Origin of the sequence: Shewanella putrefaciens (assembly GCF_016406305.1) — a bacterium.
Lineage (GTDB): Bacteria > Pseudomonadota > Gammaproteobacteria > Enterobacterales > Shewanellaceae > Shewanella > Shewanella putrefaciens_C.
The window spans coordinates 4,307,891-4,331,503 of the sequence record NZ_CP066369.1 but is presented as its reverse complement, the minus strand read 5'-3'; the positions used below and the strand labels follow the sequence as shown (position 1 = coordinate 4,331,503).

The window sequence follows — 23,613 nt, the reverse complement described above, 5'->3', positions numbered from 1 at the left end:
TTCATTTCACCTCGGGTGGTGTCGTGAAGGAGTGGTAGGGCGCTGGGCTTGGTAATGTCCACTCTAAACCCTCACTGCCTTCCCAAGGTTTAGCGGGGGCTTTCTCGCCGCCACGGATGCACTTGATCACTAGCACTAAGAAAATCAATTGCGATAAACCGAAGGCAAACCCACCAATAGAGACAATTTGGTTGATATCGGCAAATTGAATCGAGTAGTCGGGAATACGCCTTGGCATACCCGCCAGCCCAAGGAAATGCATTGGGAAAAACAGTACGTTGACCGAAATCACTGAGCACCAGAAATGCCATTGTCCCAGTCGTTCGTTGTACATATGCCCCGTCCACTTAGGTAGCCAGTAATAGGCCGCCGCCATGATGGAGAAAATCGCCCCAGTTACGAGCACATAATGGAAATGCGCCACCACAAAATAGGTGTCGTGGTATTGGAAGTCGGCGGGCGTAATGGCGAGCATTAACCCCGAAAAACCGCCAATGGTGAAGAGTATGATAAAGGCCACGGCGAACAACATAGGGGTTTCGAAGCTGAGCGAGCCGCGCCACATAGTCGCCACCCAGTTAAACACTTTCACCCCGGTCGGCACCGCAATCAACATAGTGCAATACATGAAAAACAGTTCGGCAAACACTGGCATACCTGTAGTGAACATATGGTGCGCCCACACGAGGAACGACAGAATCGCAATACTCGCAGTTGCATAAACCATTGATGCATATCCAAATAATGGTTTGCGACTAAAGGCGGGCACTATGGCAGAAATGATGCCAAAGGACGGCAAGATCATGATGTAAACTTCAGGGTGGCCGAAGAACCAGAAGATATGCTGGAACATTACAGGATCGCCACCTCCCGCCGCGTCGAAGAAGCTAGTGCCGAAAAACTTATCGGTCAGCACCATAGTCACAGCGCCCGCGAGGACGGGCATCACCGCGATCAGTAGGAATGCCGTGATAAGCCAAGTCCATACAAATAGCGGCAACTTCATCCATGTCATGCCGGGCGCACGTAAGTTCACTATGGTCACAATCACGTTGATTGCGCCCATAATTGAACTTATCCCCATGATATGAATAGAAAATACGAAGAGTGCCGTGCTATCGGGGCTATAAGTGGTCGACAGTGGTGCGTAGAAGGTCCAACCAAAGTTAGGCCCGCCGCCTTCCATAAATAGTGAGCTGAGTAAAATGGTAAAGGCGAAGGGTAAGATCCAAAAACTCCAGTTATTCATCCGTGGCAGCGCCATATCGGGCGCACCAATCATCATAGGGATCAGCCAGTTGGCTAGCCCTGTAAAGGCTGGCATCACGGCGCCGAATACCATGATCAGCCCATGGACTGTGGTCATTTGGTTGAAAAAATTGGGCTCGACCAATTGTAATCCGGGCTGAAACAGTTCAGCGCGGATCACCATGGCCATAGCACCACCGGTTAAAAACATAATAAAGCTGAACCATAAATACAGAGTGCCTATGTCTTTATGGTTGGTGGTTAGCACCCAGCGCATGATGCCCTTTGGCGCACCATGATGATGGTCATCATGGGCTGCGGTTTGATCTTGAGTCATTGTGCTCATCATAATCCCCTACTGTCCATGGCTTGCGATATCAGCAGGTTGCACTGTATCGCCGGTATTATTGCCCCAAGCATTACGTTCATAGGTAATGACGGCCGCGAGTTGCTGTGGGCTTAATTGTTTGCCAAATGCCTGCATCGCCGTGCCCGTTTTGCCATGTATTACTATGTCGATATGATTGGCGACGGGCCCAGTGGCGATAGCGCTGCCCACAAGTGACGGGAAGGCGGGGGGTATTCCTGCTCCCGTTAATTGATGGCAGGCTGCGCAAGTGGCGGCGTAGACAGTCTCGCCTTCGGCCATTAGAGCGTCATGGCTGAGTGTGGGGAGGCTGGCAGGATCGACAACTGCAACTGGCTCAGGTTCAGGTGCGGGAGTTGGGATCGTATTGGCTGGCACTGCAGTGGATGCTGGTGTGCCAGCGCTGCCGTTCATATGCTCGTTAACATCTTTGGCCTGCACAGAATCGCCCATATTATTGCCCCATGCATTACGCTCATAGGTAATAACGGCGGCCATTTCCTGTGCCGTCAATTGCTTACCAAAGGCCTGCATGGCGGTACCCGCTTTACCGTTAATCACGATTTCAAGGTGATCACTGACCGATCCCGTTGCTATCGGGCTGCCTTTGAGGTGTGGAAATACGCCCTTTAAACCTTCGCCATTGGGTTGATGACAGGCCGCACAGTGGCCTAGGTACACTTGCTCACCTTGGGTCATCAGCTCTTCTTTACTGAGGGTTTGTGATAATGCGGCTTGGGCGGCTGCCGCCGCAGCACCTGCGGCTTGTTTTTGCTCCGTCACCCAAGCATCAAATTCGGCTTCGGGCAGGGCTTGCACTACGATAGGCATAAACCCATGGTCTTTACCGCAAAGTTCGGCGCATTGACCACGGTAAATGCCGGGTTTGTCTATGCGAGTCCAGGCCTCATTGATAAATCCTGGGTTGGCATCTTTCTTCACCGCAAAAGCGGGTACCCACCATGAATGGATCACATCTTCAGAGGTCATCAGGAAACGAATTTTGCGGTTTATCGGTAGCACGAGCGGCTTATCGACCTCCAAAAGGTAATTTTCCCCTTTGGTTTCGGTGCCCTCTATTTGTGCTCTGGGTGTGGCGAGTATGCTGTAAAAATCAATGTCTTGATCGAAATAGCTGTAGTGCCATTTCCATTGGGAACCCGTGACTTTTACAGTGAGATCGGCATTGCTGGGATCTTCCATTGCGATTAAGGTCTTTGTTGCTGGAATCGCCATTAAGATCAAAATGATAAATGGCAAAACAGTCCAAGCAATTTCGACTTTAGTGCTTTCGTGAAAATGGGATGCGACTGCGCCTTTGGACTTTCTGTGGTTGATCATGGCATAAACCATGGCCCCAAAAACCACTAAGCCGATCGCACAGCAGATATACAAGATGGTCATGTGCAAGTGATAAACCTTGCCACTGATCTCGGTTACGCCGGGGGTCATGTTGAGCCGCGTATCTGCGGCGGCCAACGGTGGTGCGAATAACACCACGAGTAAACAATACAACAATTGCTTCACAAGACTTCTCCTCTGCCAATTGCGAATAGCAACTACAAAGAAGAGCAACACAGTAAGTCTCAACTCTATGCAAACTCTTCAGTTCCCAAAAAAGCGTTTTTGACTTCAACGTGCGTTGGCGGCTGTTACTTTTAATTAAGTATTATTACTGCTGGTATTAGCCACGCTGGCACATACGACTGAAATAAATCTGTTCTCTATTTTTAGTGGCATTTCAAACGGGATAGCTGTTCGATTTCTGTGCCACGGACGGCGATATATCATCTCCGACTTAACCAACCATACTTGCAGTTTAAATATTGATCAAGATCACTTATTTTTCTAATTGTCTGAAAAATTGCCAAAAAAAAGCCTCACATTCATAGGTGAGGTGGCTTTGACGGTAAAATATAGCGTAAAAAATTAATGCATAGAGTTGAAAAAAGCTTGCTGGCTAAAGTGTGGTTGTTGCTCGAGCCTAGTATCACAGCGTAAGTGACTGTTCACCTCTTCGAGCACAATTCCCATAGCGCGGGCGCTTTTAGCGACAATTTGCAGACGACGATTATCGCGGGCATCGAGTGATTGTGTCCAAGTAATGACCGCACTGGACGTACCACTTGTCAGGGCTTTTTCCATTGCCCAGAGTGTTTCAACCTCGTCTTTGGCATGGACTAACAGGATGCGATCCATACGTACTCCAGCGTTAGCAAGGAGTTGCTTATAGCCGATGCTTGGAGGATTAATAAGTACAACCCATCGCCCCTGTTGGCTGAGCTGGGCGAGTTGAGCGCTTAATTGCACGAGTTCGTGCTGTCCTTGGGTTTGGGTTGGCATACAGCTAATCGGAGTATGTTGCCAGTCGGTATCTGTATCTCGTACTTCATCTAACCACAAACCTGGATGGCGCGGGGCATTGCCGAGTAGTTTGTTCATAGCCAATCTCCATTACGGATCACACCGACGGCGAGTCCTTCAATTGTTAAACTTTGAAAACTTAAATCGACTTTAATCGGCGAATAATCTTCATTTTCGGCGTGTAGATAGACTAAGTTGCCTTTTTTTTCGAAGCGTTTAACCGTGACATCGTCATCGACTCTGGCGACAACCACTTGACCATTTCTTGCCTGTTGTACCTTATGAACCGCCAGCAAATCCCCTTCGAGAATGCCGATATTCTTCATGCTGTCGCCTTTTACGCGCAGTAAAAAGTCGGCGGGCGGGTGAAACATGCTGGGATCAACTTGGTAATACTGCTCGACATGTTCTTGGGCGAGTATAGGTTCACCTGCGGCGACTTGACCGATAAGCGGTAGGCCAGATTCAGAGACTTCTTCTTCCTCTGCGGGGAGACGGATACCACGAGACGTACCGGGCATGATCTCGATACAGCCTTTTTTCGCTAACGCTTTAAGATGTTCTTCCGCCGCATTGGCGCTCTTAAAACCTAGACGTGCAGCAATTTCCGCCCGAGTAGGTGGCATGCCTGTATCGGCAATATTTCGTTTAATTAGCTCTAAAATTTCAGCTTGGCGTGGCGTCAAGGGTCTCATGGTGGTTCCTGTTTTTCTATACAGTTACTGTTAGTATATACAGTATTATTGGTAGTGCAAGTATTAACCACTTTTTAACGATATTGGAGAGTATTAGCGAATGTTCCCCAGAGTCTGGTATTCTATTGGACCAGTGAACGTACTTAATTGCATAAGAATAATGCCTAAACAAGACTCTCTTTGGTTGAAATCATTACGTTGGATCCAAAAACACTTAGTGCACACTATTGTGGTGCCCCAGGATCCCTTTGCCGATCTGAATCTGGATGCTTCCAGACCCCTTGCTTATGTGATGAAAACAGAATCCATTAGTGATATCGCAGCATTGAGCGAAATCACTGCCAAGCTAGGGCTGCCCAGTCCCTACGAACCTTTAGTGGCCAACGGCGTCGTGGCTCCCCGCGTCGTTTGTCTCGAAGGACGCAAGCCATTATTCGGCGAGCGTGCCAGTAATGCGCCTTTCCTTGAGTGTTTTATGCGTTTATTGGCCGTGCATAAGGAAAGACCTGAACTGGATATACAGTTGGTGCCTGTCAGCCTTTATTGGGGCCGCACGCCGGGTAAAGAAGATGACACTATGAAGGCGGCGGTATTGGAGCGTGAAAATCCGACCTGGCTGCGCAAGTGTTTAATGATTTTATTTTTAGGTCGGCATAATTTTGTGCAGTTTTCCAATGCTGTGTCACTGCGTTATATGGCCGACGAACATGGCACAGATATGGGGATCGCCCATAAGCTAGCACGGGTTGCGCGGGTGCATTTCCGCCGTCAGCGCAAGGTGATGACTGGGCCTGTGTTGCCAAATCGTCAGGCGCTATTCCATTCGCTGCTTAAATCCGAATCCCTGCGTAAGGCCATTCAGGAAGAAGCGTCCAGCAAGAAGATTTCTGAAACCCAAGCCCGTGAGACTGCGATTGAATATTTAGATGAAATTGCGGCAAATTATTCGGACAGTTTAGTCCGTATCGCAGAGCGTTTCTTGACTTGGTTATGGAACAAGCTCTATAGCGGGATCAATATCAAGGGCGCCGAGCAGATCCGCCAACTGCACCACGATGGCCACGAGATTGTCTATGTGCCCTGCCATCGCAGCCATATGGATTACCTGCTGTTATCCTATATTTTGTACTACCAAGGCATGGTTCCGCCGCACATTGCCGCTGGCATTAACCTCAACTTCTGGCCCGCTGGACCACTGTTCCGCCGTGGTGGCGCCTTCTTCATTCGCCGTAGTTTTAATGGTAATAAGCTGTATACCGCAGTATTCCGTGAGTATTTAGACCAACTGTTTGCTAAGGGCTATTCGGTGGAATATTTCTCCGAAGGTGGCCGTTCGCGTACGGGGCGTTTGTTGGCACCCAAAACCGGCATGATAGCGATGACGATGAACAGTGTACTGCGCGGGATTGAACGTCCTGTGACCTTAGTGCCTGTGTACTTAGGTTATGACCATGTGATGGAAGTGGCCACCTATCATAAAGAATTAAGCGGTAAGAAAAAGCAGAAAGAATCTGTTTGGCAAGTCTTTGGTGCTATTCGTAAATTAGGTAATTTTGGCCAAGGTTATGTGAACTTTGGTGAGCCTATAACGCTGCAAAACTTCTTAAATGAGCGGGCGCCTAATTGGCGTGCTGAGCTTGCCGATGATCCAGAACAAAAACCGAGCTGGTTAACACCAGCAGTCAACGTGCTGGCGAATCGAGTGATGACGCGCATTAACGATGCCGCGGCCGCCAGTTCTGTCACCCTGACCAGTTTAGTGTTGTTGGCATCGGAGCAAAACGCCCTAGAGCGTCGTTTGCTCGAGCGTCAATTAGATTTATACCTGACCCTGCTTAAGCGTGTGCCTTACACTTCGTTTACCTCGGTTGCCGAAGGTGATGGCAAGCATTTAGTGCAACAAGGATTGGATCTGAATAAGTTCTCCATCAATGCCGATCCCTTAGGTGAGATAGTGTCTATCGATGAGAATCAAGCGACCTCAATGACTTACTATCGCAATAACATTATTCACTTATTTATTATCCCGTCATTGATTGCGAGTTGTTTAACCCACAATGAGCAAATTCAGCGACAGCAGATCCTCGGGATAGTGAATGACTTTTATCCGCTGCTAAAAGCCGAACTTTTCATGGGCATTAAGGATTTACCTGCCTATGTAAATCAAGTGCTGGACCTCTTTGTTGAGCAAGGTTTAGTGACCGAGCAGGAGGGGTTATCGGTCGTGACGGAACATACTAGCCAGCTGTTATTACTTGCGGGTTCTGTGAGTGAAACTCTGCAGCGTTATGCGATTATTTTCAATTTGTTAGCCCATAGACCTAAGATGGAACGCTCGGAACTTGAGTCTGAAAGCTATCTACTTGCCCAGCGTCTAGGGGCGCTGCACGGCATTACCGCGCCTGAGTTTTACGATAAAAAACTCTATAACACCCTGAGTGTTAAGCTAAAAGAGCTGGGTTATTTCTCTGGTGAGGGAGATAAATCCAACGTAGAGCGAATTCGAGATCAAGCCAATGGCCTATTGAGAGCCACAGTGAGACAGACGATTGTAGCGAGTGTCACTGCGGAGCACATTGTTTAATGGCAAATCATATGAATGCGGCTAAACATAAGCCCGCAGGTAAGTCTTTGCTCGGTGGCGCCATGATAATTGCCGGTACAACCGTAGGGGCGGGGATGTTCTCCTTGCCCGTGGTGGGTGCCGGTATGTGGTTCGGCTATTCGATTTTTATGTTACTCGGCATTTGGTTTTGCATGTTGATGTCGGGTTTACTCTTGCTCGAAACCAATTTGCATTTTGAACCCGGCGCCAGCTTCGATACCTTAACCAAACAAACCCTAGGGCAGTTTTGGAGGATTGTGAATGGCGTTTCTATCGCCTTCGTGCTCTATATTTTGACCTATGCCTACATTAGTGGCGGCGGGTCGATTGTGAATCACAGCTTGCAGGGTATGGGAATAGTATTACCCCAAAGTGTGGCGGGATTAGTATTTGCCATTGTGTTAGCGAGCATAGTGTTAATTAGCACTAAGGCCGTGGATCGTATTACCACTATTATGCTCGGTGGGATGATCATCACTTTCTTCCTTGCTATCGGCAATTTGTTGATTGAAATAGATGTGACTAAGCTGCTAGAGCCCGATGGCACTCAGCATTTTGCTCCCTATTTATGGGCGGCACTGCCCTTTGGTCTCGCCAGTTTTGGTTACCATGGCAACGTACCTAGCTTAGTGAAGTACTACGGCAAGGACTCCTCGACCATTATCAAGGCGATTTTCATCGGTACTTTTATTGCGCTGGTGATTTATACCTGTTGGTTAGTGGCCACCATGGGCAATATTCCCCGTAGCCAGTTTAGCGATATTATCGCCCAGGGCGGCAATATGGGGATCTTAGTGGGCGCTTTGTCGGAGGTAATGGCGAGTAGCTGGTTAAACAGCATGTTAACCCTGTTTGCCAACTTGGCCGTAGCATCTTCATTCCTCGGTGTGACCTTAGGTCTATTCGATTATCTCGCCGACCTATTTGGCTTCGATGATTCCCGCTCAGGCCGCATGAAAACCGCATTAGTCACCTTTGTGCCGCCAACGATTTTGGGATTGCTGTTTCCCGATGGTTTCCTGATCGCCATCGGTTTTGCGGCATTAGCGGCGACCGTATGGGCAGTGATAGTGCCGGCTCTGATGGCCTATAAATCTCGGCAACTATTCAAGGACAGCACAGGTTTTAGAGTGATAGGTGGAACACCCTTGATCATCCTTGTGGTGTTATTTGGCATAGTCACAGGGGCCTGCCATTTACTGGCGATGGCGGATTTACTGCCACAATATTCCTAGTTTGTTTATGCCGCCAACGCCCTCATTTGAGGGCTTTTTGTTTTGCACTTTCCCCTAAGTCCTGTCTTTTTAATTCGGAAACTGGACAGAACGAAAAACTCCAGCTTAACTCCTACGATTGAGACAAAAATGGGAGCCAATAATGAAGATTACTCAGTACGCACAAGGACATGCATGTTGGGTTGAACTCGCAAGCCACGATTGGCAAGGGGCTAAGGCATTTTACCATGCCATGTTTGGTTGGAATGCAATTGAGATGCCTATTCCGGAGGGGCATTTCTCGCTGTTTAACCTAGATGGCGATGACTTGGGCGCCATGTACCAAATACCGAGTTCAGAGGCGCAGATCCCTAGCCATTGGCGGATCTATTTTGCCGTGCGAGATATTGAGGCCTGTGTTGCAGATATTCAAGCTGCGGGTGGCCAAGTGCATATGGGGCCGCATATTGTGGGTGATGCGGGGATCATGGCGCAGGTCAGCGATCCCGAAGGCGCGCGCTTTGCTCTGTGGCAGGCCAAAAACCATATAGGTGCCCGTCGTCAGGGCGAGGTTAATACTCTGTGCTGGGTCGAATTAGCATGCCGTTCCCCCCTCAGTGAAGAGACCTTCTATTGCAAAATCTTCCCTTGGACAGCACTAACCAGCCAAGTGGCTGATATTGAATATATTGAATGGCAGGTTGCTGGCCAATCTATCGGTGGCATGATGACGATTATGCCCGAATGGGGAGATATTCCTGCCCATTGGATGCCGTATTTTGTGGTGGCAGATTGCGATGTGTTTGCTAATAAAGCACAGAGTTTGGGAGGGCAAATTTGTGTTCCGCCGAGTGATATTCCCGAGGTGGGTCGGTTTGCTGTGATTACCGATCCCCAAGGTGCGACATTTGCGGTGATTAAACTGGATCAAATGTAATCGATAAGGCATAGACGCCCATTGGGCGTCTATTGTCTGTGATACTGGTTAATTGGGGTTATCAATTGCTATGGTCTCGGGGCAAGAGCCTTTTTTGGCCTTATTGGCTTTGGCGAGTAGGCTAGGTAGGGAGTCAGAGGTTTTAATGACTTCGGGCAAGTTAATGCGGATTTCACTCAATAATCCCTTAGCACATTCTAGGCTGATTTTTGTGTGGGCGCCTTGGCCAAAACTTGTATCAAAGTTTTGGTTTAAAACACTTTTACTGACATTCTTACCTATGTTGTCATGGATGAATTTTTGTACCCATGCCGAGGCATTGACCGCTTGGGTCAGCTGGGTTGCCAACAAAAAATACTCATTAGGGTCTTGGTTACGGCAAGTACCGTGCTTCCACCATTCGTGACGTTCTAAACAAGTGCCATAGCGGGCGCTTGGCATCACTTCTTCTAAATTTTTGCGCACCGATGGTTTAAGTTCAAATTCTGGATAAGTACAGAAATCATTCGGCTGCAGTTTTACCGTGCTGCAATAGCCATAGCGAGTGCCGCATTGTTGTCTATTCGGCCATAGCCCGTGCAGGCTAAAGTGCTGCCACTGGCTTGAATCAGGCGTTTGGCTGAGGGCGCGGCATTCGGCTTTACGGCGGCCATAGAGTTCACAAAAGGTGCTTTGCCAGCTTAGTGCTAATACGTGTGAATCAAAATTATCCTCGATTTGGCATTGATTGGCTTGGCGTTTTTCTGTGGTGCTCGGTGTTTTAAGGTTCTCGTTATGTTTTGTGTTGATATCCGATGTTTTAGTGGTTTGCGCGGGTTCCACCGACGTTGCGGATGTCGATACATTACTGCCAGCAATATTAGACAGATATTGACCACAATCGCCGCTAATCCAGCGCAGTGGCGAGGTTGTGGCATTGGTTCGTACTCGCAGCCAATCAGGTTTAACGCTATTGCCGAGAATTTCGAGCACGGGATAGCGCTCACCCATATTGCTCTGCCATTGGTCCGGGTTAGTCTGTTTATTTTTCGATTGAAAGAGCTCACAGCGTTTGTCGGCAATAAACTCGCCGCTAGCGGGCGCGGCAAAGGCGGGGAAGGAGTAAGCACTCAATGCTCCTAGTACATATAAGAGCATTATGAATAAGCGACTTAGGGGCTTTTTGACTATAGCTGCATAGAATGGGGTCATTGAGCGAATCCTTGCCTGAGCGAAGAGCAATTTATGGGGTTGGCATACATTGAGTGCTGATTTTAGGTTTTTTTGAGCCAATTTGATAATAAAAATCCCCTCAATCCTATAGGTATTGAGGGGATTTAGGTGACTTAGCTTGGGTCGTTATGAGCCTATATCCGACGAGTTTACGGGCTCAACTTTGTTGTTCAGTTTACGCGAGTAAATCAGTAGGTAGAGTGCTGGCAGTACAAATAGCGACAGTAATGGTGCCGTCACCATACCACCGACCATAGGTGCGGCGATTTTCTGCATTACATCGTTACCCGAACCTGCGCCCCACATAATAGGCAGTAGGCCAAAAAAGATAGTGGCTACTGTCATGGCTTTAGGGCGAATACGCATAACAGCACCTTCAATTAAGGCTTCTTTGAGATCGGTAACTGTGTGGTAGTTATTCTTCTCTTGCCTGTGCTTAATTGCATTATTGAGGTAAATCAGCATGATTACTCCAAACTCAGCGGCAACGCCCGCCAAAGCAATCATACCCACGGCGACGGCGACTGAGATGTTGTAATCCAGTAGATACAATAGCCAAGTGCTGCCGACCAGCGCGAAGGGGAGGCTGAGCATGATAATACTCGCTTGCAGAGTGGAGCCAAAGGTCATCATTAGCAGAATAAAAATCACCGCTAATGCCATAGGGATCACTTGCTTCAGTTTTGCATCGACTCGCTGCATATACTCATACTGCCCTGCGAAGGTGTAGCTGTAGCGTGGAGGTACTTTTAGCTCAGCATTTAATGCTTGCTTGGCGGTGGTAATGTATTCGCCGATAGATGTTCCTTCAATATCGATAAACACCCAAGAGATTAAGCGACCGTTTTCACTGGCGAGCATAGGAGCCCCATCGGTGATCTCTATATCCGCTAAATTTCGCAGTGGCAGGTAATTTCCCGATTTAGTGATCACAGGGAGTTCACGCAGCTTTTCGATATTATCGCGTAGCTCACGGGGATAACGCAGGTTAATAGGATAACGCTCCGCCCCTTGCACCGACTGGCCAATATCCATACCGCCAATGGCGTAACGCACCACATCTTGAATATCCTGCAGCGACATACCGTAACGAGCGGCAACATCCAGTTTTGGGGTGATATCGATATAACGCCCGCCACCACTGCGTTCGGCGTAGGCAGATTTAGTGTGCGGCACTTTACTGAGGATGGCCTCGATTTCTGCCCCTAGGCTTTGGAGTTCGTTCACATCGGCGCCGGTGATCTTAATGCCAACGGGGGTTTTTATCCCAGTGGAGAGCATATCGATACGGGTTTTGATGGGTTGCACCCAAGCATTAGTGAGTCCCGGCACTTTTACCGTTTGTTGTAGTTGAGCGATGATGCTATCTAAAGTCATGCCCTCGCGCCATTCTTCATGGGGTTTAAGCATGATAGTGGTTTCAAGCATAGTTAGCGGTGCGGGATCGGTCGCAGTTTCGGCGCGGCCCACTTTACCAAATACGCGGGCGACTTCGGGAACGGTTTTAATCAAACGATCCGTTTGCTGCAACACTTCGGCAGCTTTGCCAGCACTGAGTCCCGGTAACGCGGTTGGCATATAGAGTAGATCGCCTTCTTCTAGCTCGGGCATAAACTCACTACCCATACGTGTCATCGGATACCAAGCGCTGATTAAGGCAATAAGCGCTAATCCTAGGGTGATTTTAGGAAACCTAAGTACCAGATTCAGCGAGGGTTTATATAAAGCGATCAGAACGCGGCTGATGGGGTTTTTCTGTTCACTCGGAATTTTTCCGCGAATAAAATAACCCATTAAAATCGGCACCAGTGTAATCGCCAGTAATGCTGAGGCCGCCATAGCAAAGGATTTAGTGTAGGCCAGCGGTGCAAATAAGCGGCCTTCCTGCGCTTCGAGTGCGAATACAGGTACAAAGCTTAAGGTGATAATAATCAGCGAGAAAAAGAGTGCAGGGCCAACCTCAATCGAGGCTTCAGTCACGATTCGCCAATGCTCTTTGGTATCGGGTTCTCGGTCGTGTTCTGCGTGAAACTGCTCCAAATGTTTGTGCAGGTTTTCGATCATCACAATTGCGCCATCCACAACGGCGCCTATGGCGATTGCAATTCCACCTAAGCTCATAATGTTAGCGTTGACGCCCATCTTATTCATCACGATAAAAGCGATAAGGATCGAGAGCGGCAGAGTAATGACTGCGACCAGAGTAGAGCGTGCATGCAGTAAAAATAGTAGGCAAACAAACCCAACGACAAGCATCTCTTCGACGACCTTGCTAAACAGGTTATCAACGGATTTTAGAATCAATTGCGACCTGTCGTAGGTTGGGATGATTTCGACTCCCTTCGGTAAGCCTGCTTTTAGCTCTTGAAGTTTTGTCTTTACCGCCTCAATTGTGGTTAAGGCATTTTCACCATAGCGCATCACAATAATGCCGCCGACCACTTCACCTTCGCCATCGAGTTCGGCAATACCTCTGCGAGAAGCTGGGCCTTTGCGTACTGTCGCAACGTCTTTGAGTAATAATCCTGTTCCCGAAGGGCTAGTGATGCCAAGGGGGATTTCACGGAAATCCTCAAGAGTTTGGCGATAGCCCTTAGCGCGCACCATATATTCGGCTTCGGCCATTTCAACCACAGAGCCGCCCGCCTCATTATTGGATTTTTCTATCGCATCTTTAATGCTGGCGATATCGAGCTTATAGATTGCCATTTTATCGGGCTCAAGCACTATCTGGTAGGTTTGCTCCATGCCGCCGACGGTGGCAACTTCAGATACACCCGCCACGCTTTGCAGTTCTAACTTAAGATACCAATCCTGCAGACTTTTGAGCTGCGATAAATCTAAACTGCCGGAGCGATCGACCAGTGCATATTCATACACCCAGCCCACGCCAGAGGCATCTGGGCCAAGTGACGGTTGTACGCCCTGTGGCAAGCGGCTGCTGATTTGACTTAAGTATTCCAATACCCGTGAACGCGCCCAGTAGATGTCGGTGCCATCTTCAAAAATCACATAGACATAGGAGTCACCAAACATCGAGAATCCCCGAACCGTCTTGGCACCGGGTACGGCTAACATGGCGGTAGATAAAGGGTAAGTGACTTGTTCTTCTACCAATTTAGGCGCTTGCCCTGGGTAGGAGGTTTTAATAATCACCTGCACATCTGACAGATCGGGCAGTGCATCGAGTGGCGTTTTGCGCAACTCTTGTACGCCCCATACGGTGATCATGATGGCGATGATCAACACCATAAGTCGTTGTCTGATGGAGGCTTCGATAATGTATTTTAACATGCTGCGCTCCTAGTGCTGATGACCGCTGCTTAAACGCATTAAGCTGCCCTTGAGGCTGGCTTCGGAGTCGAGTAAAAATTGCCCTGAGATCACCACGCGCTCGCCCTCGGTTAAACCCGAGACAATCTCAGCCTTGCCTTGACTCATCATGCCGACGGTGACGACTTTAGCGGCAAAACTATTGTCGTCTTGTTTGACTATCACGCGATTCTCTTTACCCGTTTGGATTAAGGCTTCCTGCGGGATCACGAGCACATCCCTATTGGGGCCACCGAATAGCGAGACTTTGGCGAGGGTTTTAGGCCTTAAATCGACGTCGGTATTGTTGAGTACCACCCGCACCCGCAGGCTGCGAGTGACAGGGTCAAGCTCAGGGTAGATGTAGTCAATCGTGCCTTCGATGCCACTGATATTCATGGCGGGGACGGCAATTTCGGCCTTTTGCCCCTTGGCAATCCAGCTTTGCTCATTCTCGAATACGTCGGCAATCACCCAGACTTTTGAGAGATCGACTAACGACATTGCCTCAGTGGATGGCTCAATATACATGCCATCTCGGATAGAGAGTGTTTCGACAACACCATCCTGCTGGGCATAAAATGGCACTCGATACTGGGTTTGGCGCGATTGGGCTAATTGCTTGATTTGTTCATCATTAAACCCGAGGAATGACAATCGTAATCCCGCTCTACGCACCAGATCTTGATATCTTGGGTTGCCAGAGGTTTTTGCAGTATCTAAGGCGAGTAGATAATCATCCTGAGCATTGACTAAATCCGGAGAGTAGAGCTCATAGAGTAGCTGACCTTTTTTGACCGTATCGCCCATGGATTTGACCATGAGCTTTTCGACCCAGCCTGTGACCCTAGCGTGGATATGGGTAATTTGGCTCTCGTTATAGTCTACTTGTCCGACGGTTTCGACAAATTTCCACAGGGTATCACGCTCGACTTTGGCGACCTTTAGGGCGAGAGCCTGTTGCATACTGCCGGAAACCTGAATGTTGATCTCCTGAGTGTTACCACCCGTTTCGACTTTTTCCAAGTTCATGCCACAGATTGGGCAAGTGCCGGGCACATCACTGATGATATGGGCATGCATAGGGCAAACGTACTTGATAGTTGTCACGTGGTTTTGCGTTTTGACTAAACTGTCGGCCTTAGGTGTTGGAGTGTCGAATACCGGACTCGAAGCCTTGGCTGCTAAGGTTTGTCCATGCTCAGAGGCTTGATGATCTGCAGCTTGGTGGCCGACATGCTCAGCCGAATTTGCGTCATCTTGCTGCTCAACCAAAAACATATTGCACTTAGGGCAGCGGCCAGGCTCATGGCTGATCACTTCGGGGTGCATAGGGCAAGTATAGGTTTTGACTTGCTTTAATGGGTTGTTCTTAGATTCATTGGCTGGGCTAGTCGCTGCGGTTTCGGCCTGTGTATTTGCCAGTTGGGCATGACTCAGCCAAGGTGTTCCCATCAGTAAACTGCTCAAAAGCAGCACTGCCTTAGGGGCCTGCTTTTTTACTCGGTTAAATTGGTTCATATGCCTCATCTCCAGCCTAGCTTAGTGGTGCTCGTGCACCTTGTGCGTTGTTCCTTCAGCCGTTTTTGCTTCCGTGGCTTTAGGTTCTAAGTTCATTCCACATTTAGGACAAGTATCGCCTTGAGTGCCTGTGACTTCGGGGTGCATAGGGCAAATGTAGGTTTGAGCTTGCTGCTGTGGGTTGGCGTTGTTGTGGTGATGCTCATGGGGTGTTGCCGTAGCAAACACGCTGGTGCTGGTCATTAAAAATGCCACTAAGGCAAGATTAGTTAAGGTTTTCATATTGTTCACTCCATCGGATTGGTGGCCGAATATGAGTGCATCAACGCTGCTGAGCGTATCCCTCGGTATTCAAAACGAAAGGACAATCGATGCAAAGTGCATACGGGCTCAGTAGTCGGTTTTTGCTTAACTCTGGGTGCTTAAGATGTAGGCGCACCACAATAAACGGCGAAATAAATAATTAGCTTTGTTAGCCCTGAAAGGGCACGGCGAGGCTAGGCTATCGGAGGCTTGAGGGCCGAAGATAACGAGATAGAGTGGAAATGAGGCATAGGAGTGGCCATTGCGGTATCGCTCATGCTCACACTTGGCCAAAGGTGTGGGCTAAATAGAGTGCCAGCCACCGAGATCGTCAGACAATGACCACAATCATTTGAACATGATGTGGCGCCATCACAGCAATGCTGCTTCGCGCCGGGAAGCTTTTTATCGTTACAGCAATCCGTGTCGGCCATTGAATGGGAGTCAGCAGGGGTCTCTGTGTTCATCTGCATCATTGCCGCATGATCCATCCCTTGGGTGGAATCATGATGCGCCATCGCGCTCATATCCTGCGGCATTGCACTCATATCCATAGTGTGCGGCACCATGGCGTGACCATTAGACACGACACTTTGCCCGACGAGTGCGAGTAAAGTGAAGATGACTAAAAAGTAACGACCGAGTGTTTGATGCATAAGTATTCCAAATAATGAACGGCTCGATTCTAGCATAGAGTCATTATGCTGCAATGAGTTAACTCACATTTCAGTGAGTGGCATTCATTTCCCCTTGGCGCCAATCTCGTTATATAGATCAAATAATGAAATAAAACGCCGCTGCAGTCACATTTCTGTATTCTAAAAATGATTTTATTACGGCGGATTCTTAATGGGGCTCTTAATCGTGAAAATCGATAACTTGCGATTATGTGATGATTGCATTAGCTTTAGTTGAAGTGCTTTATGGCTTCTATGTCGTTGGTTTTAGCTAATTGTCGTCTTTATAGTTAGAGCTAGGTCTCATTTTGCGCTTTTAAGTTTAATTTAATCGGTAGATTTAGGCTTAAAATCAAATTTCTAATAAATGAAAGAACATAAACTAGTCTTATAAAAACTAATTTTGGCAATTTTTGGAGATAGAGTAATGAACTGGCGTGCACTATTTAAACCTAGCGCAAAATATTCAATCCTGGCGCTACTGGTCGTCGGTATTGTTATCGGTGTTGTGGGCTACTTTGCAACCCAAACAACCTTACATGCAACGAGCACAGACGCATTCTGTATGAGCTGCCACAGCCAGCACTCATTGAAAGATGAAGTTATGGCCTCAGCCCATGGTAATAACCGTGCTGGTATCGTAGTTCAGTGTCAGCAATGCCATATTGCGCAGGAACCATTCCAATACCTGAAGAAAAAGATCATCGTTTCTAAGGACGTGATTGGCTTCTTAACGATCGATGGCTTTAACACTCAAGCTTGGTTAGATGAAAACCGTAAAGAACAAGCTGAATTAGCTCGTGATTATTTACGTGCTATCGATTCTTCAACCTGCCAAAACTGCCATAACCGTATTTACGAAAACCAATCAGAAAATATGAGCAAAATGGCCGTGAGAATGCACAGCAATAACTTCAAGAAAGCCCCAGAAGACAGAAAAACCTGTATTGACTGTCATAAAGGTATCGCTCACCCATATCCAAAGGGATAAGGTTTAGCGATTAACTCTGGTTATTGTTAGCCAATCGATTAAGAAAGTATAAAGCCCTCGACAGAGGGCTTTTTGTTGTCTCGAAAACCGAAAGTTTACCACTCTGTGCTGTTGATGAGTGTCACTCGGCGGGAGAGCGCACTCAGGGCAATGAGGTGCACCATTTGACTTGGGGCCGCACAGGCATCAGCTATAACACTGACTGCATAAGCCTCTGCCGATTTAGAGATAGCGGTATGGGTGACGCAATTTTGCGTCATGATCCCACATAGCAGCACGTCAGTAATGTGTCGCTCCCGTAGGATATCGGCCAGTGGAGTGTTATCAAAACTATCGGCAAAATGTTTAGTGATGATAGGTGCATCAGGCGCCGCCTTGAGCAGCGCCGGATGGATTTCAACGCCTAAGGTGCCAGGGTTAAAAAACGGGGCGTCACCTTGGCTATTGTCGGCCAAGTGTTGCACTAAGATCACTGGGATAGACTGCAACTTAGCCTTTTCAACACAAAGCAATGTTTGTGCTAACGCCTCATCTATCTGCCATTGGGGATAGGCTCCATTCGCGAAATAGTCATTCTGCACATCGATGACAATTAAAGCCGTTTGCCTCGTAGACTTGTTGGTCGTCATGGGTTCTCTCCTATAAACAATGTCGGTGAAATAAATTCGTAATGGCGGTAGTTTGCGTTAGATTAAGCAACATTAAGAGTGGCAGAAATGACATCTTTGGTGCCTAAAATGACAAATCCAATCACCTTCTCTGCATTAAAAGTGGCCATCCTTGCGCTACCCGGTTGTTTAACTTCTGCAGTATTTGGTTTAGATGAGATGCTGCAATTGGCGAATAAGTTTATGCAAGACAAGGTAAAAGAGTCGCAGAACTTGCAGCGCTTTGATGTGGAACAGTTGGCCATTACTGAGATTGGGGCCGATCAAAACTATGGGCTGGTGATAATACCGCCGAGTATCGATACGCAGTTTTACCTCAGTGACAACCCAGAGCTACAGGCGTGGCTGAAACGTCAGCATGGCCAAGGTGCCATTATTTGTTCTGCTTGTGCGGGGGCATTTATTTTGGCGGCGGCGGGTTTGCTTGACCATAGACGGGCGACGACACACTGGGGATTAGTGGATGAGTTTAAACATCAACACCCCAGAGTAAAACTCGATATCGATAAAATCATGGTTAACGATGGCGACATTATTACCGCAGCGGGCATGATGTCGTGGGTGGACTTAGGGCTAGAGTTAGTTGCACAGTTTTGCCATGTCAGCATAATGCGCCAATTAGGAAAGCATTTGGTTATCGATACTGGTAGCCGTGAACAGCGCTATTATCAGCAGTTTTTACCGAAACGAGACCATGGCGATCAGCCGATCCTTAATATTCAGAACCGATTACAGACCGATTATGGCCAGCCGATCAGCGTGGTAGGGCTAGCGCAGGAGGCTTGTATGGGAGAGCGGACACTACTGCGGCGGTTTGTGAAAGCGACAGGGCTCAAGCCAAATGAATACCTACAAAAACTTCGCATTCAAAAGGCATGTGATCTGCTCGAAAGTACATCCCTTAGCTTTGATGCTATCGCCCATAGTGTGGGTTATGAAGATGTCAGCGCCTGTCGTAAGGCGTTTACTCGGATAACGGGACTTAGCCCAAGCGCCTTCAAAAAAAGGTTTATTTAGCTTGTTTGACCCTCGTTTTGCCGCTCGTTGGCCCCCATCACCCGTTGCCGATAAGCTAAAAGGCTAAAAATGCCGAAGATAAACACTTGCAGATAATCCTGCTTAGTTAATGGCAGCAAGGTTTTAAACAGCATGTGAAAGATAGCGACTTGAAAGCAATGCATCATGCAGGTAATGGCAAACAGAATATTCAAAATAATCGCCACCTTGCCTTCAAATGGTATCGCCAAATTGTAGGCCATCATCAGCCAAGCGATCAGGGTAATGGCTTTGCCTAAGTTAATCAGCAAGGGCATGGTTTTCATCTTCGATAGGCTCGGCGGTGTTTTCGGGTTGATATTGATATAGACGATAGCTCACTTGGCCAGCGGTCTTCTCTTTTAAGGCTTTCCAGCTAGAGGGAATAGTCAGCGTGGTTAATTCAGACTCTATTTCGACATAGATCAGCGCGCCATCATTGAGCCAAGCTTGGCTATCTAGCAGTTGAATTGTCTTTTCTGCCAATCCCTTACGAAATGGCGGGTCGATAAACACTACATCGAAACCTTGATCGCAGCCCCTTTGCAGCACCACTAAGGTATCGGTATTGAGCACTTCAGCCTTATCGCATTTAAGGGTGTTTAGATTGTCTTTCAATTGCAGGGCGGCGGAGCGTTGCAATTCGATAATCTTGGCATAGGCGGCGTATCGAGACAGGGCCTCGAGGGCTAGGGCGCCGCTACCAGCGAAACAGTCGAGCACCCGGGCATTGACTATATCGTTGGCGAGCCAGTTAAACAGGGTTTCACGTACTCTGTCTGTCGTCGGGCGCAAACCATCAAGATCATGAATAGGTAAACGACGCGAACGCCATTGCCCAGCGATAATCCGCACTTGGCCAGTCCCCATTTTGGTTTTAGCCGCTGGATTTTTGCTCGCCGGTTGCTTGGCTGCACTCTGATTGCTCGCTCGGTTCTTAATCAAAGCTCCCCCGTGATTTTGCCTGAAGAAAGAAAGTGGTAGACTATGCCACCTTAATAAAGGCCACTATTTTATATCAAAGTCCCACTAAAAGGTGAGATGGCTTAACAAGCTTAGTTAATTGCCGACTTTTTGGACGTAATTGCTAAGGCAATCTGGTATAACGTCAGGGTCTTATTTTACATTCAACACTGAAGTAGAGCGCTGGGATCACACATGGCAAAGAAAGGTTTTTTCTCTTGGTTTCGTAAAGATAAATCGCAGGATGAGGTCGGTGCTGAAACTCCAGTTGTTACTCCAACACAAGACACTGCGCCTCTAGCGGCAGAACAATTAGCAACCGAGCAGGCTCAAGCTAAGGCGCAGGCCGAACGCTTCGCCCAAGAACAAGCACAAATCGAAGCCCAGCGTTTAGCCGAGCAACAGGCCGAAGCGGCACGTCTTACGGCAGAACAATTAGCTGCCGAGCAAGCCCAAGCTAAGGCAGAGGCTGAACGCTTCGCCCAAGAACAAGCACAAATCGAAGCCCAGCGTTTAGCCGAGCAACAGGCCGAAGCGGCACGTCTTACGGCAGAACAATTAGCAGCCGAGCAAGCTCAAGCTAAGGCAGAAGCCGAACGCTTCGCCCAAGAACAAGCACAAATCGAAGCCCAGCGTTTAGCCGAGCAACAGGCCGAAGCGGCACGTCTTACGGCAGAACAATTAGCAGCCGAGCAAGCTCAAGCTAAGGCTGAGGCCGAACGCTTCGCCCAGGAACAAGCACAAATTGAAGCCCAGCGTTTAGCCGAGCAACAGGCCGAAGCGGCACGTCTTGCGGCAGAACAATTAGCAGCCGAGCAAGCTCAAGCTAAGGCAGAGCAAGATGTTCCCACCGCAGAGGTTCAGCCGGAACCACAGGCAAGGCCAGTGAAAGAAGGCTTATTTGCGCGCCTTAAACGTGGTTTGATGCGTACCAGCGAAAATATCGGCAGTGGTTTTATTGGCCTATTTCGCGGTAAAAAAATCGATGACGATCTATTTGAAGAACTCGAAGAACAGTTGTTAATCGCCGATGTCGGCGTCGAAACGACAACGCGTTTGATTAAAAACCTGACCGAGCATGCGTCACGTAAACAGCTTAAAGATGCCGAGGCACTATACGAATTACTGCGGGATGAATTGCAAAAAACACTCGATCCCGTGGCTATTCCCCTAGTGCCTGAAAATGCGAATGGCCCCTTTGTGATCCTGATGGTAGGTGTCAATGGAGTGGGGAAAACCACCACTATCGGTAAGTTGGCCAAACAGTATCAAGCCCAGGGCAAGTCGGTGATGTTGGCAGCGGGCGATACCTTCCGCGCTGCCGCCGTAGAGCAATTACAGGTTTGGGGCCAACGTAATAATATTCCCGTGGTGGCCCAGCATACGGGGGCCGACAGCGCCTCGGTACTCTTCGATGCGCTGCAAGCGGCAAAGGCCCGTAAGATAGACGTATTGATTGCCGATACCGCGGGTCGCCTGCAAAACAAATCTCATTTGATGGAAGAGTTAAAGAAAGTCGTGCGGGTGATGAAGAAACTCGACCCAGAGGCACCCCATGAGGTGATGTTGACTCTAGATGCCAGCACAGGTCAAAACGCCATTAGCCAAGCGCAATTATTCCAAGAAGCCGTTGGTGTCACAGGGTTGACTGTTAGTAAGTTAGATGGCACCGCTAAGGGCGGCGTAGTGTTTGCGATTGCGGACAAATTTAAAATACCGATCCGCTATATTGGTGTCGGCGAGCAAATTGATGATCTACGTACCTTTAATTCGAAAGAATTTATCGATGCCCTCTTCACACAAGAAAAAGCGGATAGCTAAGTTATGATTGATTTTCAGCAGGTGAGTAAGATTTATCCTGGCGGCCAAATGGCGCTGGAAGATGTGAATTTTCACCTGCAGCAAGGTGAAATGGCATTTTTAACCGGTCATTCGGGTGCGGGTAAGAGTACGCTGTTGAAATTGATCACTGTTATCGAACGGGCGACGACGGGGCGGGTTGCCATTAACGGCCACGATATTGCTAAAATCAGTGCTAAGCACGTGCCCTATTTAAGACGCAATATTGGCATGATCTTCCAAAGCCACCATTTATTGATGGACCGCAGTGTATTCGATAATGTCGCCTTGCCATTAGTGATTGAAGGTTTTTCCCACGGTGAGATCCGCAAGCGGGTTGCGGGTGCGCTCGATATGGTGGGTTTATATGGTAAAGAACGCCATAACCCCATTATGTTATCTGGAGGGGAACAGCAGCGTGTGGGCATCGCCCGTGCGATTGTGAACAAACCGCCCTTGCTGCTCGCCGACGAACCCACGGGTAACTTAGATCCTAAATTGTCGATGGATATTTTGCGCCTGTTTGAAACTTTCAACGATGCAGGCACCAGCGTGCTGATTGCGACCCACGATTTGGGGTTGATTGCGCGAATGAAATATCGCACTTTTACCTTAAAACAAGGCCGCATGATAGGTTCCCAAGAACTACATCAAGGCGTGCACACTAGGCCCGCAGCGCCGAGGGAGGGTCTATGAGTGACAATGCTAAGCTAACCCGCAGTAAATTACCCATTTCGGGCCGAATCGTGATGTTCTTTATTCGCCATGTGCAGCAGGCGATGGCGAGTATGGGTGAGTTATGGCGTAACCCCGTTTCATCCGTGATGACCATGGCCGTATTGGGGGTCAGTTTAAGTTTGCCGGCTGCATTGCAGGTCTTAGTCAAAAATGCCGAGACTATTACCAGTTCGTGGAATAGCGCCGCTGAGATTTCATTATTTATCGATGAAAACCGCAGCGACCAGACTATCCAGAGCCTGCTGACACGCATTCGCACCTATGCCGAAGTGGATAAAGTGCAGTATATCGACCGTAACCAGGCCCTAGAGGAGTTTCAGCGTTTATCGGGATTTGGTGAAGCCTTGGCTTACCTCGATAAAAATCCATTACCTGCGGTGATCACTGTGACACCGACACCAAGATACTCCACGCCCGTAGGTGCCCGCGAATTATTGACTAAGTTAGAGCGCGAGCCCGAGATTAGCTTTGGCCGCTTGGATATTGAATGGCTTGAGCGTTTGCAGGCCGTGGTGCGCTTATTGGAACGTACTGTAATGGCCATTGCCGCATTATTGGTCTTGGCTGTGGTATTGGTGATAGGTAATACGATTCGCCTCGCGATTATGAACCGTCGCACCGAGATCGAAGTGATGAAATTAGTGGGGGCAACCGAATCCTTTATCCAGCGCCCCTTTCTATATACAGGGATTTGGTATGGAGTAATAGGCGGCATATTGGCTTGGGTTATCATCAACTTACTTGTTTGGTATCTCGACTCCGCCCTTGCCGAGCTATTGGGGCTATACGGTAGTCAGCTTGAAATGAAGTCACTCACCTTTATTGAGCTGCTACAATTAGTCGGCCTAGCCTCTTTTTTGGGGTGGCTGGGTTCTTATCTATCCGTAAGACAACATCTCAGGGCGATAGAGCCCTCTTAGATAT

At 48.4% G+C, this 23,613-nt stretch carries 20 protein-coding genes; 8 read left to right on the top strand and 12 right to left on the bottom strand.

The window, feature by feature from the left end; genetic code table 11:
• Position 1: 1 nt before the first annotated feature.
• The 4 genes from ctaD to lexA all read right to left on the bottom strand — a co-directional run bounded on the left by ctaD (position 2) and on the right by lexA (position 4,674).
• On the bottom strand, positions 2-1,594 hold the full coding sequence (ctaD, locus tag JFT56_RS18815) for a cytochrome c oxidase subunit I (protein WP_198781484.1): 1,593 nt from the start codon (positions 1,592-1,594) through the stop codon (positions 2-4).
• Between the two features lie 9 nt (positions 1,595-1,603).
• Positions 1,604-3,142, bottom strand: a complete 1,539-nt coding sequence (gene coxB / locus JFT56_RS18810; RefSeq protein ID WP_198781483.1) for a cytochrome c oxidase subunit II — start codon at positions 3,140-3,142, stop codon at positions 1,604-1,606.
• A 402-nt stretch (positions 3,143-3,544) separates the two neighbouring features.
• Positions 3,545-4,057, bottom strand: a complete 513-nt coding sequence (locus JFT56_RS18805; RefSeq protein ID WP_198781482.1) for a cell division inhibitor SulA — start codon at positions 4,055-4,057, stop codon at positions 3,545-3,547.
• Positions 4,054-4,674, bottom strand: coding sequence for a transcriptional repressor LexA (lexA, locus tag JFT56_RS18800; protein ID WP_198781481.1), 621 nt, complete (start codon positions 4,672-4,674; stop codon positions 4,054-4,056). The genes JFT56_RS18805 and lexA overlap by 4 nt, the downstream gene beginning before the upstream one ends.
• Before the next feature lie 160 nt (positions 4,675-4,834).
• Here lexA and plsB point away from each other — a divergent pair, with 160 nt between their 5' ends.
• From plsB to JFT56_RS18785, 3 genes are all read left to right on the top strand, one after another.
• On the top strand, positions 4,835-7,258 hold the full coding sequence (gene plsB, locus JFT56_RS18795; RefSeq protein WP_198781480.1) for a glycerol-3-phosphate 1-O-acyltransferase PlsB: 2,424 nt from the start codon (positions 4,835-4,837) through the stop codon (positions 7,256-7,258).
• Positions 7,258-8,514 (top strand): tryptophan permease, encoded by a 1,257-nt coding sequence (mtr, locus tag JFT56_RS18790; protein WP_198781479.1) that lies wholly within the window; start codon positions 7,258-7,260, stop codon positions 8,512-8,514. The genes plsB and mtr overlap by 1 nt, the downstream gene beginning before the upstream one ends.
• Before the next feature lie 142 nt (positions 8,515-8,656).
• A complete protein-coding gene (locus JFT56_RS18785; protein ID WP_198781478.1) occupies positions 8,657-9,430 on the top strand; it encodes a VOC family protein in 774 nt (257 codons plus the stop codon).
• 48 nt (positions 9,431-9,478) lie between these two features.
• Here the strand turns inward: JFT56_RS18785 and JFT56_RS18780 are convergent, their stop codons facing one another.
• From JFT56_RS18780 to JFT56_RS18760, 5 genes are all read right to left on the bottom strand, one after another.
• Complete coding sequence (locus JFT56_RS18780; protein ID WP_198781477.1) at positions 9,479-10,621, bottom strand: ribonuclease T2; 1,143 nt, start codon at positions 10,619-10,621, stop codon at positions 9,479-9,481.
• A 147-nt stretch (positions 10,622-10,768) separates the two neighbouring features.
• Positions 10,769-13,936 (bottom strand): efflux RND transporter permease subunit, encoded by a 3,168-nt coding sequence (locus tag JFT56_RS18775; protein WP_198781476.1) that lies wholly within the window; start codon positions 13,934-13,936, stop codon positions 10,769-10,771.
• Between the two features lie 9 nt (positions 13,937-13,945).
• Complete coding sequence (locus JFT56_RS18770; RefSeq protein WP_198781475.1) at positions 13,946-15,475, bottom strand: efflux RND transporter periplasmic adaptor subunit; 1,530 nt, start codon at positions 15,473-15,475, stop codon at positions 13,946-13,948.
• A 21-nt stretch (positions 15,476-15,496) separates the two neighbouring features.
• Positions 15,497-15,757, bottom strand: a complete 261-nt coding sequence (locus JFT56_RS18765; RefSeq protein WP_198781474.1) for a heavy metal-binding domain-containing protein — start codon at positions 15,755-15,757, stop codon at positions 15,497-15,499.
• A 215-nt stretch (positions 15,758-15,972) separates the two neighbouring features.
• On the bottom strand, positions 15,973-16,434 hold the full coding sequence (locus JFT56_RS18760; RefSeq protein WP_233095547.1) for a hypothetical protein: 462 nt from the start codon (positions 16,432-16,434) through the stop codon (positions 15,973-15,975).
• Between the two features lie 448 nt (positions 16,435-16,882).
• Here JFT56_RS18760 and JFT56_RS18755 point away from each other — a divergent pair, with 448 nt between their 5' ends.
• Complete coding sequence (locus JFT56_RS18755; protein ID WP_198781473.1) at positions 16,883-17,446, top strand: NapC/NirT family cytochrome c; 564 nt, start codon at positions 16,883-16,885, stop codon at positions 17,444-17,446.
• A gap of 95 nt (positions 17,447-17,541) precedes the next feature.
• Here the strand turns inward: JFT56_RS18755 and JFT56_RS18750 are convergent, their stop codons facing one another.
• Positions 17,542-18,075, bottom strand: coding sequence for a cysteine hydrolase family protein (locus JFT56_RS18750; RefSeq protein ID WP_198781472.1), 534 nt, complete (start codon positions 18,073-18,075; stop codon positions 17,542-17,544).
• A 108-nt stretch (positions 18,076-18,183) separates the two neighbouring features.
• Here JFT56_RS18750 and JFT56_RS18745 point away from each other — a divergent pair, with 108 nt between their 5' ends.
• Positions 18,184-19,131 (top strand): GlxA family transcriptional regulator, encoded by a 948-nt coding sequence (locus JFT56_RS18745; protein WP_233095546.1) that lies wholly within the window; start codon positions 18,184-18,186, stop codon positions 19,129-19,131.
• Here JFT56_RS18745 and JFT56_RS18740 read toward each other — a convergent pair.
• Both JFT56_RS18740 and rsmD read right to left on the bottom strand, forming a co-directional pair.
• A complete protein-coding gene (locus tag JFT56_RS18740) occupies positions 19,128-19,436 on the bottom strand; it encodes a DUF1145 domain-containing protein (RefSeq protein WP_198781470.1) in 309 nt (102 codons plus the stop codon). The genes JFT56_RS18745 and JFT56_RS18740 overlap by 4 nt on opposite strands.
• Positions 19,411-20,019 carry a 16S rRNA (guanine(966)-N(2))-methyltransferase RsmD gene (rsmD, locus tag JFT56_RS18735; RefSeq protein ID WP_198783644.1) on the bottom strand — a complete coding sequence of 203 codons (609 nt, stop codon included), beginning with the start codon at positions 20,017-20,019 and terminating at the stop codon, positions 19,411-19,413. Before rsmD ends, JFT56_RS18740 begins: the two co-directional genes overlap by 26 nt.
• Before the next feature lie 288 nt (positions 20,020-20,307).
• Here rsmD and ftsY point away from each other — a divergent pair, with 288 nt between their 5' ends.
• The 3 genes from ftsY to ftsX are packed head-to-tail and all read left to right on the top strand — an operon-like array spanning position 20,308 to position 23,609.
• Positions 20,308-21,933 carry a signal recognition particle-docking protein FtsY gene (ftsY, locus tag JFT56_RS18730; RefSeq protein ID WP_198781469.1) on the top strand — a complete coding sequence of 542 codons (1,626 nt, stop codon included), beginning with the start codon at positions 20,308-20,310 and terminating at the stop codon, positions 21,931-21,933.
• Positions 21,934-21,936: 3 nt separating this feature from the next.
• Complete coding sequence (ftsE, locus tag JFT56_RS18725; protein WP_198781468.1) at positions 21,937-22,647, top strand: cell division ATP-binding protein FtsE; 711 nt, start codon at positions 21,937-21,939, stop codon at positions 22,645-22,647.
• On the top strand, positions 22,644-23,609 hold the full coding sequence (ftsX, locus tag JFT56_RS18720) for a permease-like cell division protein FtsX (RefSeq protein WP_198781467.1): 966 nt from the start codon (positions 22,644-22,646) through the stop codon (positions 23,607-23,609). The genes ftsE and ftsX overlap by 4 nt, the downstream gene beginning before the upstream one ends.
• The last annotated feature ends 4 nt before the right edge of the window (positions 23,610-23,613 follow it).

Bases quoted from the DNA above. Each gene is read 5' to 3' on its own strand.
- JFT56_RS18765 (WP_198781474.1), bottom strand. From the start codon at position 15,757: ATGAAAACCTTAACTAATCTTGCCTTAGTGGCATTTTTAATGACCAGC.
- JFT56_RS18740 (WP_198781470.1), bottom strand. From the start codon at position 19,436: ATGAAAACCATGCCCTTGCTGATTAACTTAGGCAAAGCCATTACCCTG.
- JFT56_RS18785 (WP_198781478.1), top strand. From the start codon at position 8,657: ATGAAGATTACTCAGTACGCACAAGGACATGCATGTTGGGTTGAACTC.
- mtr (WP_198781479.1), top strand. From the start codon at position 7,258: ATGGCAAATCATATGAATGCGGCTAAACATAAGCCCGCAGGTAAGTCT.
- ftsY (WP_198781469.1), top strand. From the start codon at position 20,308: ATGGCAAAGAAAGGTTTTTTCTCTTGGTTTCGTAAAGATAAATCGCAG.
- plsB (WP_198781480.1), top strand. From the start codon at position 4,835: ATGCCTAAACAAGACTCTCTTTGGTTGAAATCATTACGTTGGATCCAA.
- JFT56_RS18770 (WP_198781475.1), bottom strand. From the start codon at position 15,475: ATGAACCAATTTAACCGAGTAAAAAAGCAGGCCCCTAAGGCAGTGCTG.
- rsmD (WP_198783644.1), bottom strand. From the start codon at position 20,019: ATGGGGACTGGCCAAGTGCGGATTATCGCTGGGCAATGGCGTTCGCGT.
- JFT56_RS18805 (WP_198781482.1), bottom strand. From the start codon at position 4,057: ATGAACAAACTACTCGGCAATGCCCCGCGCCATCCAGGTTTGTGGTTA.
- JFT56_RS18775 (WP_198781476.1), bottom strand. From the start codon at position 13,936: ATGTTAAAATACATTATCGAAGCCTCCATCAGACAACGACTTATGGTG.
- JFT56_RS18780 (WP_198781477.1), bottom strand. From the start codon at position 10,621: ATGACCCCATTCTATGCAGCTATAGTCAAAAAGCCCCTAAGTCGCTTA.
- ftsX (WP_198781467.1), top strand. From the start codon at position 22,644: ATGAGTGACAATGCTAAGCTAACCCGCAGTAAATTACCCATTTCGGGC.
- JFT56_RS18755 (WP_198781473.1), top strand. From the start codon at position 16,883: ATGAACTGGCGTGCACTATTTAAACCTAGCGCAAAATATTCAATCCTG.
- JFT56_RS18745 (WP_233095546.1), top strand. From the start codon at position 18,184: ATGACAAATCCAATCACCTTCTCTGCATTAAAAGTGGCCATCCTTGCG.
- lexA (WP_198781481.1), bottom strand. From the start codon at position 4,674: ATGAGACCCTTGACGCCACGCCAAGCTGAAATTTTAGAGCTAATTAAA.
- JFT56_RS18750 (WP_198781472.1), bottom strand. From the start codon at position 18,075: ATGACGACCAACAAGTCTACGAGGCAAACGGCTTTAATTGTCATCGAT.
- JFT56_RS18760 (WP_233095547.1), bottom strand. From the start codon at position 16,434: ATGCATCAAACACTCGGTCGTTACTTTTTAGTCATCTTCACTTTACTC.
- ftsE (WP_198781468.1), top strand. From the start codon at position 21,937: ATGATTGATTTTCAGCAGGTGAGTAAGATTTATCCTGGCGGCCAAATG.
- ctaD (WP_198781484.1), bottom strand. From the start codon at position 1,594: ATGAGCACAATGACTCAAGATCAAACCGCAGCCCATGATGACCATCAT.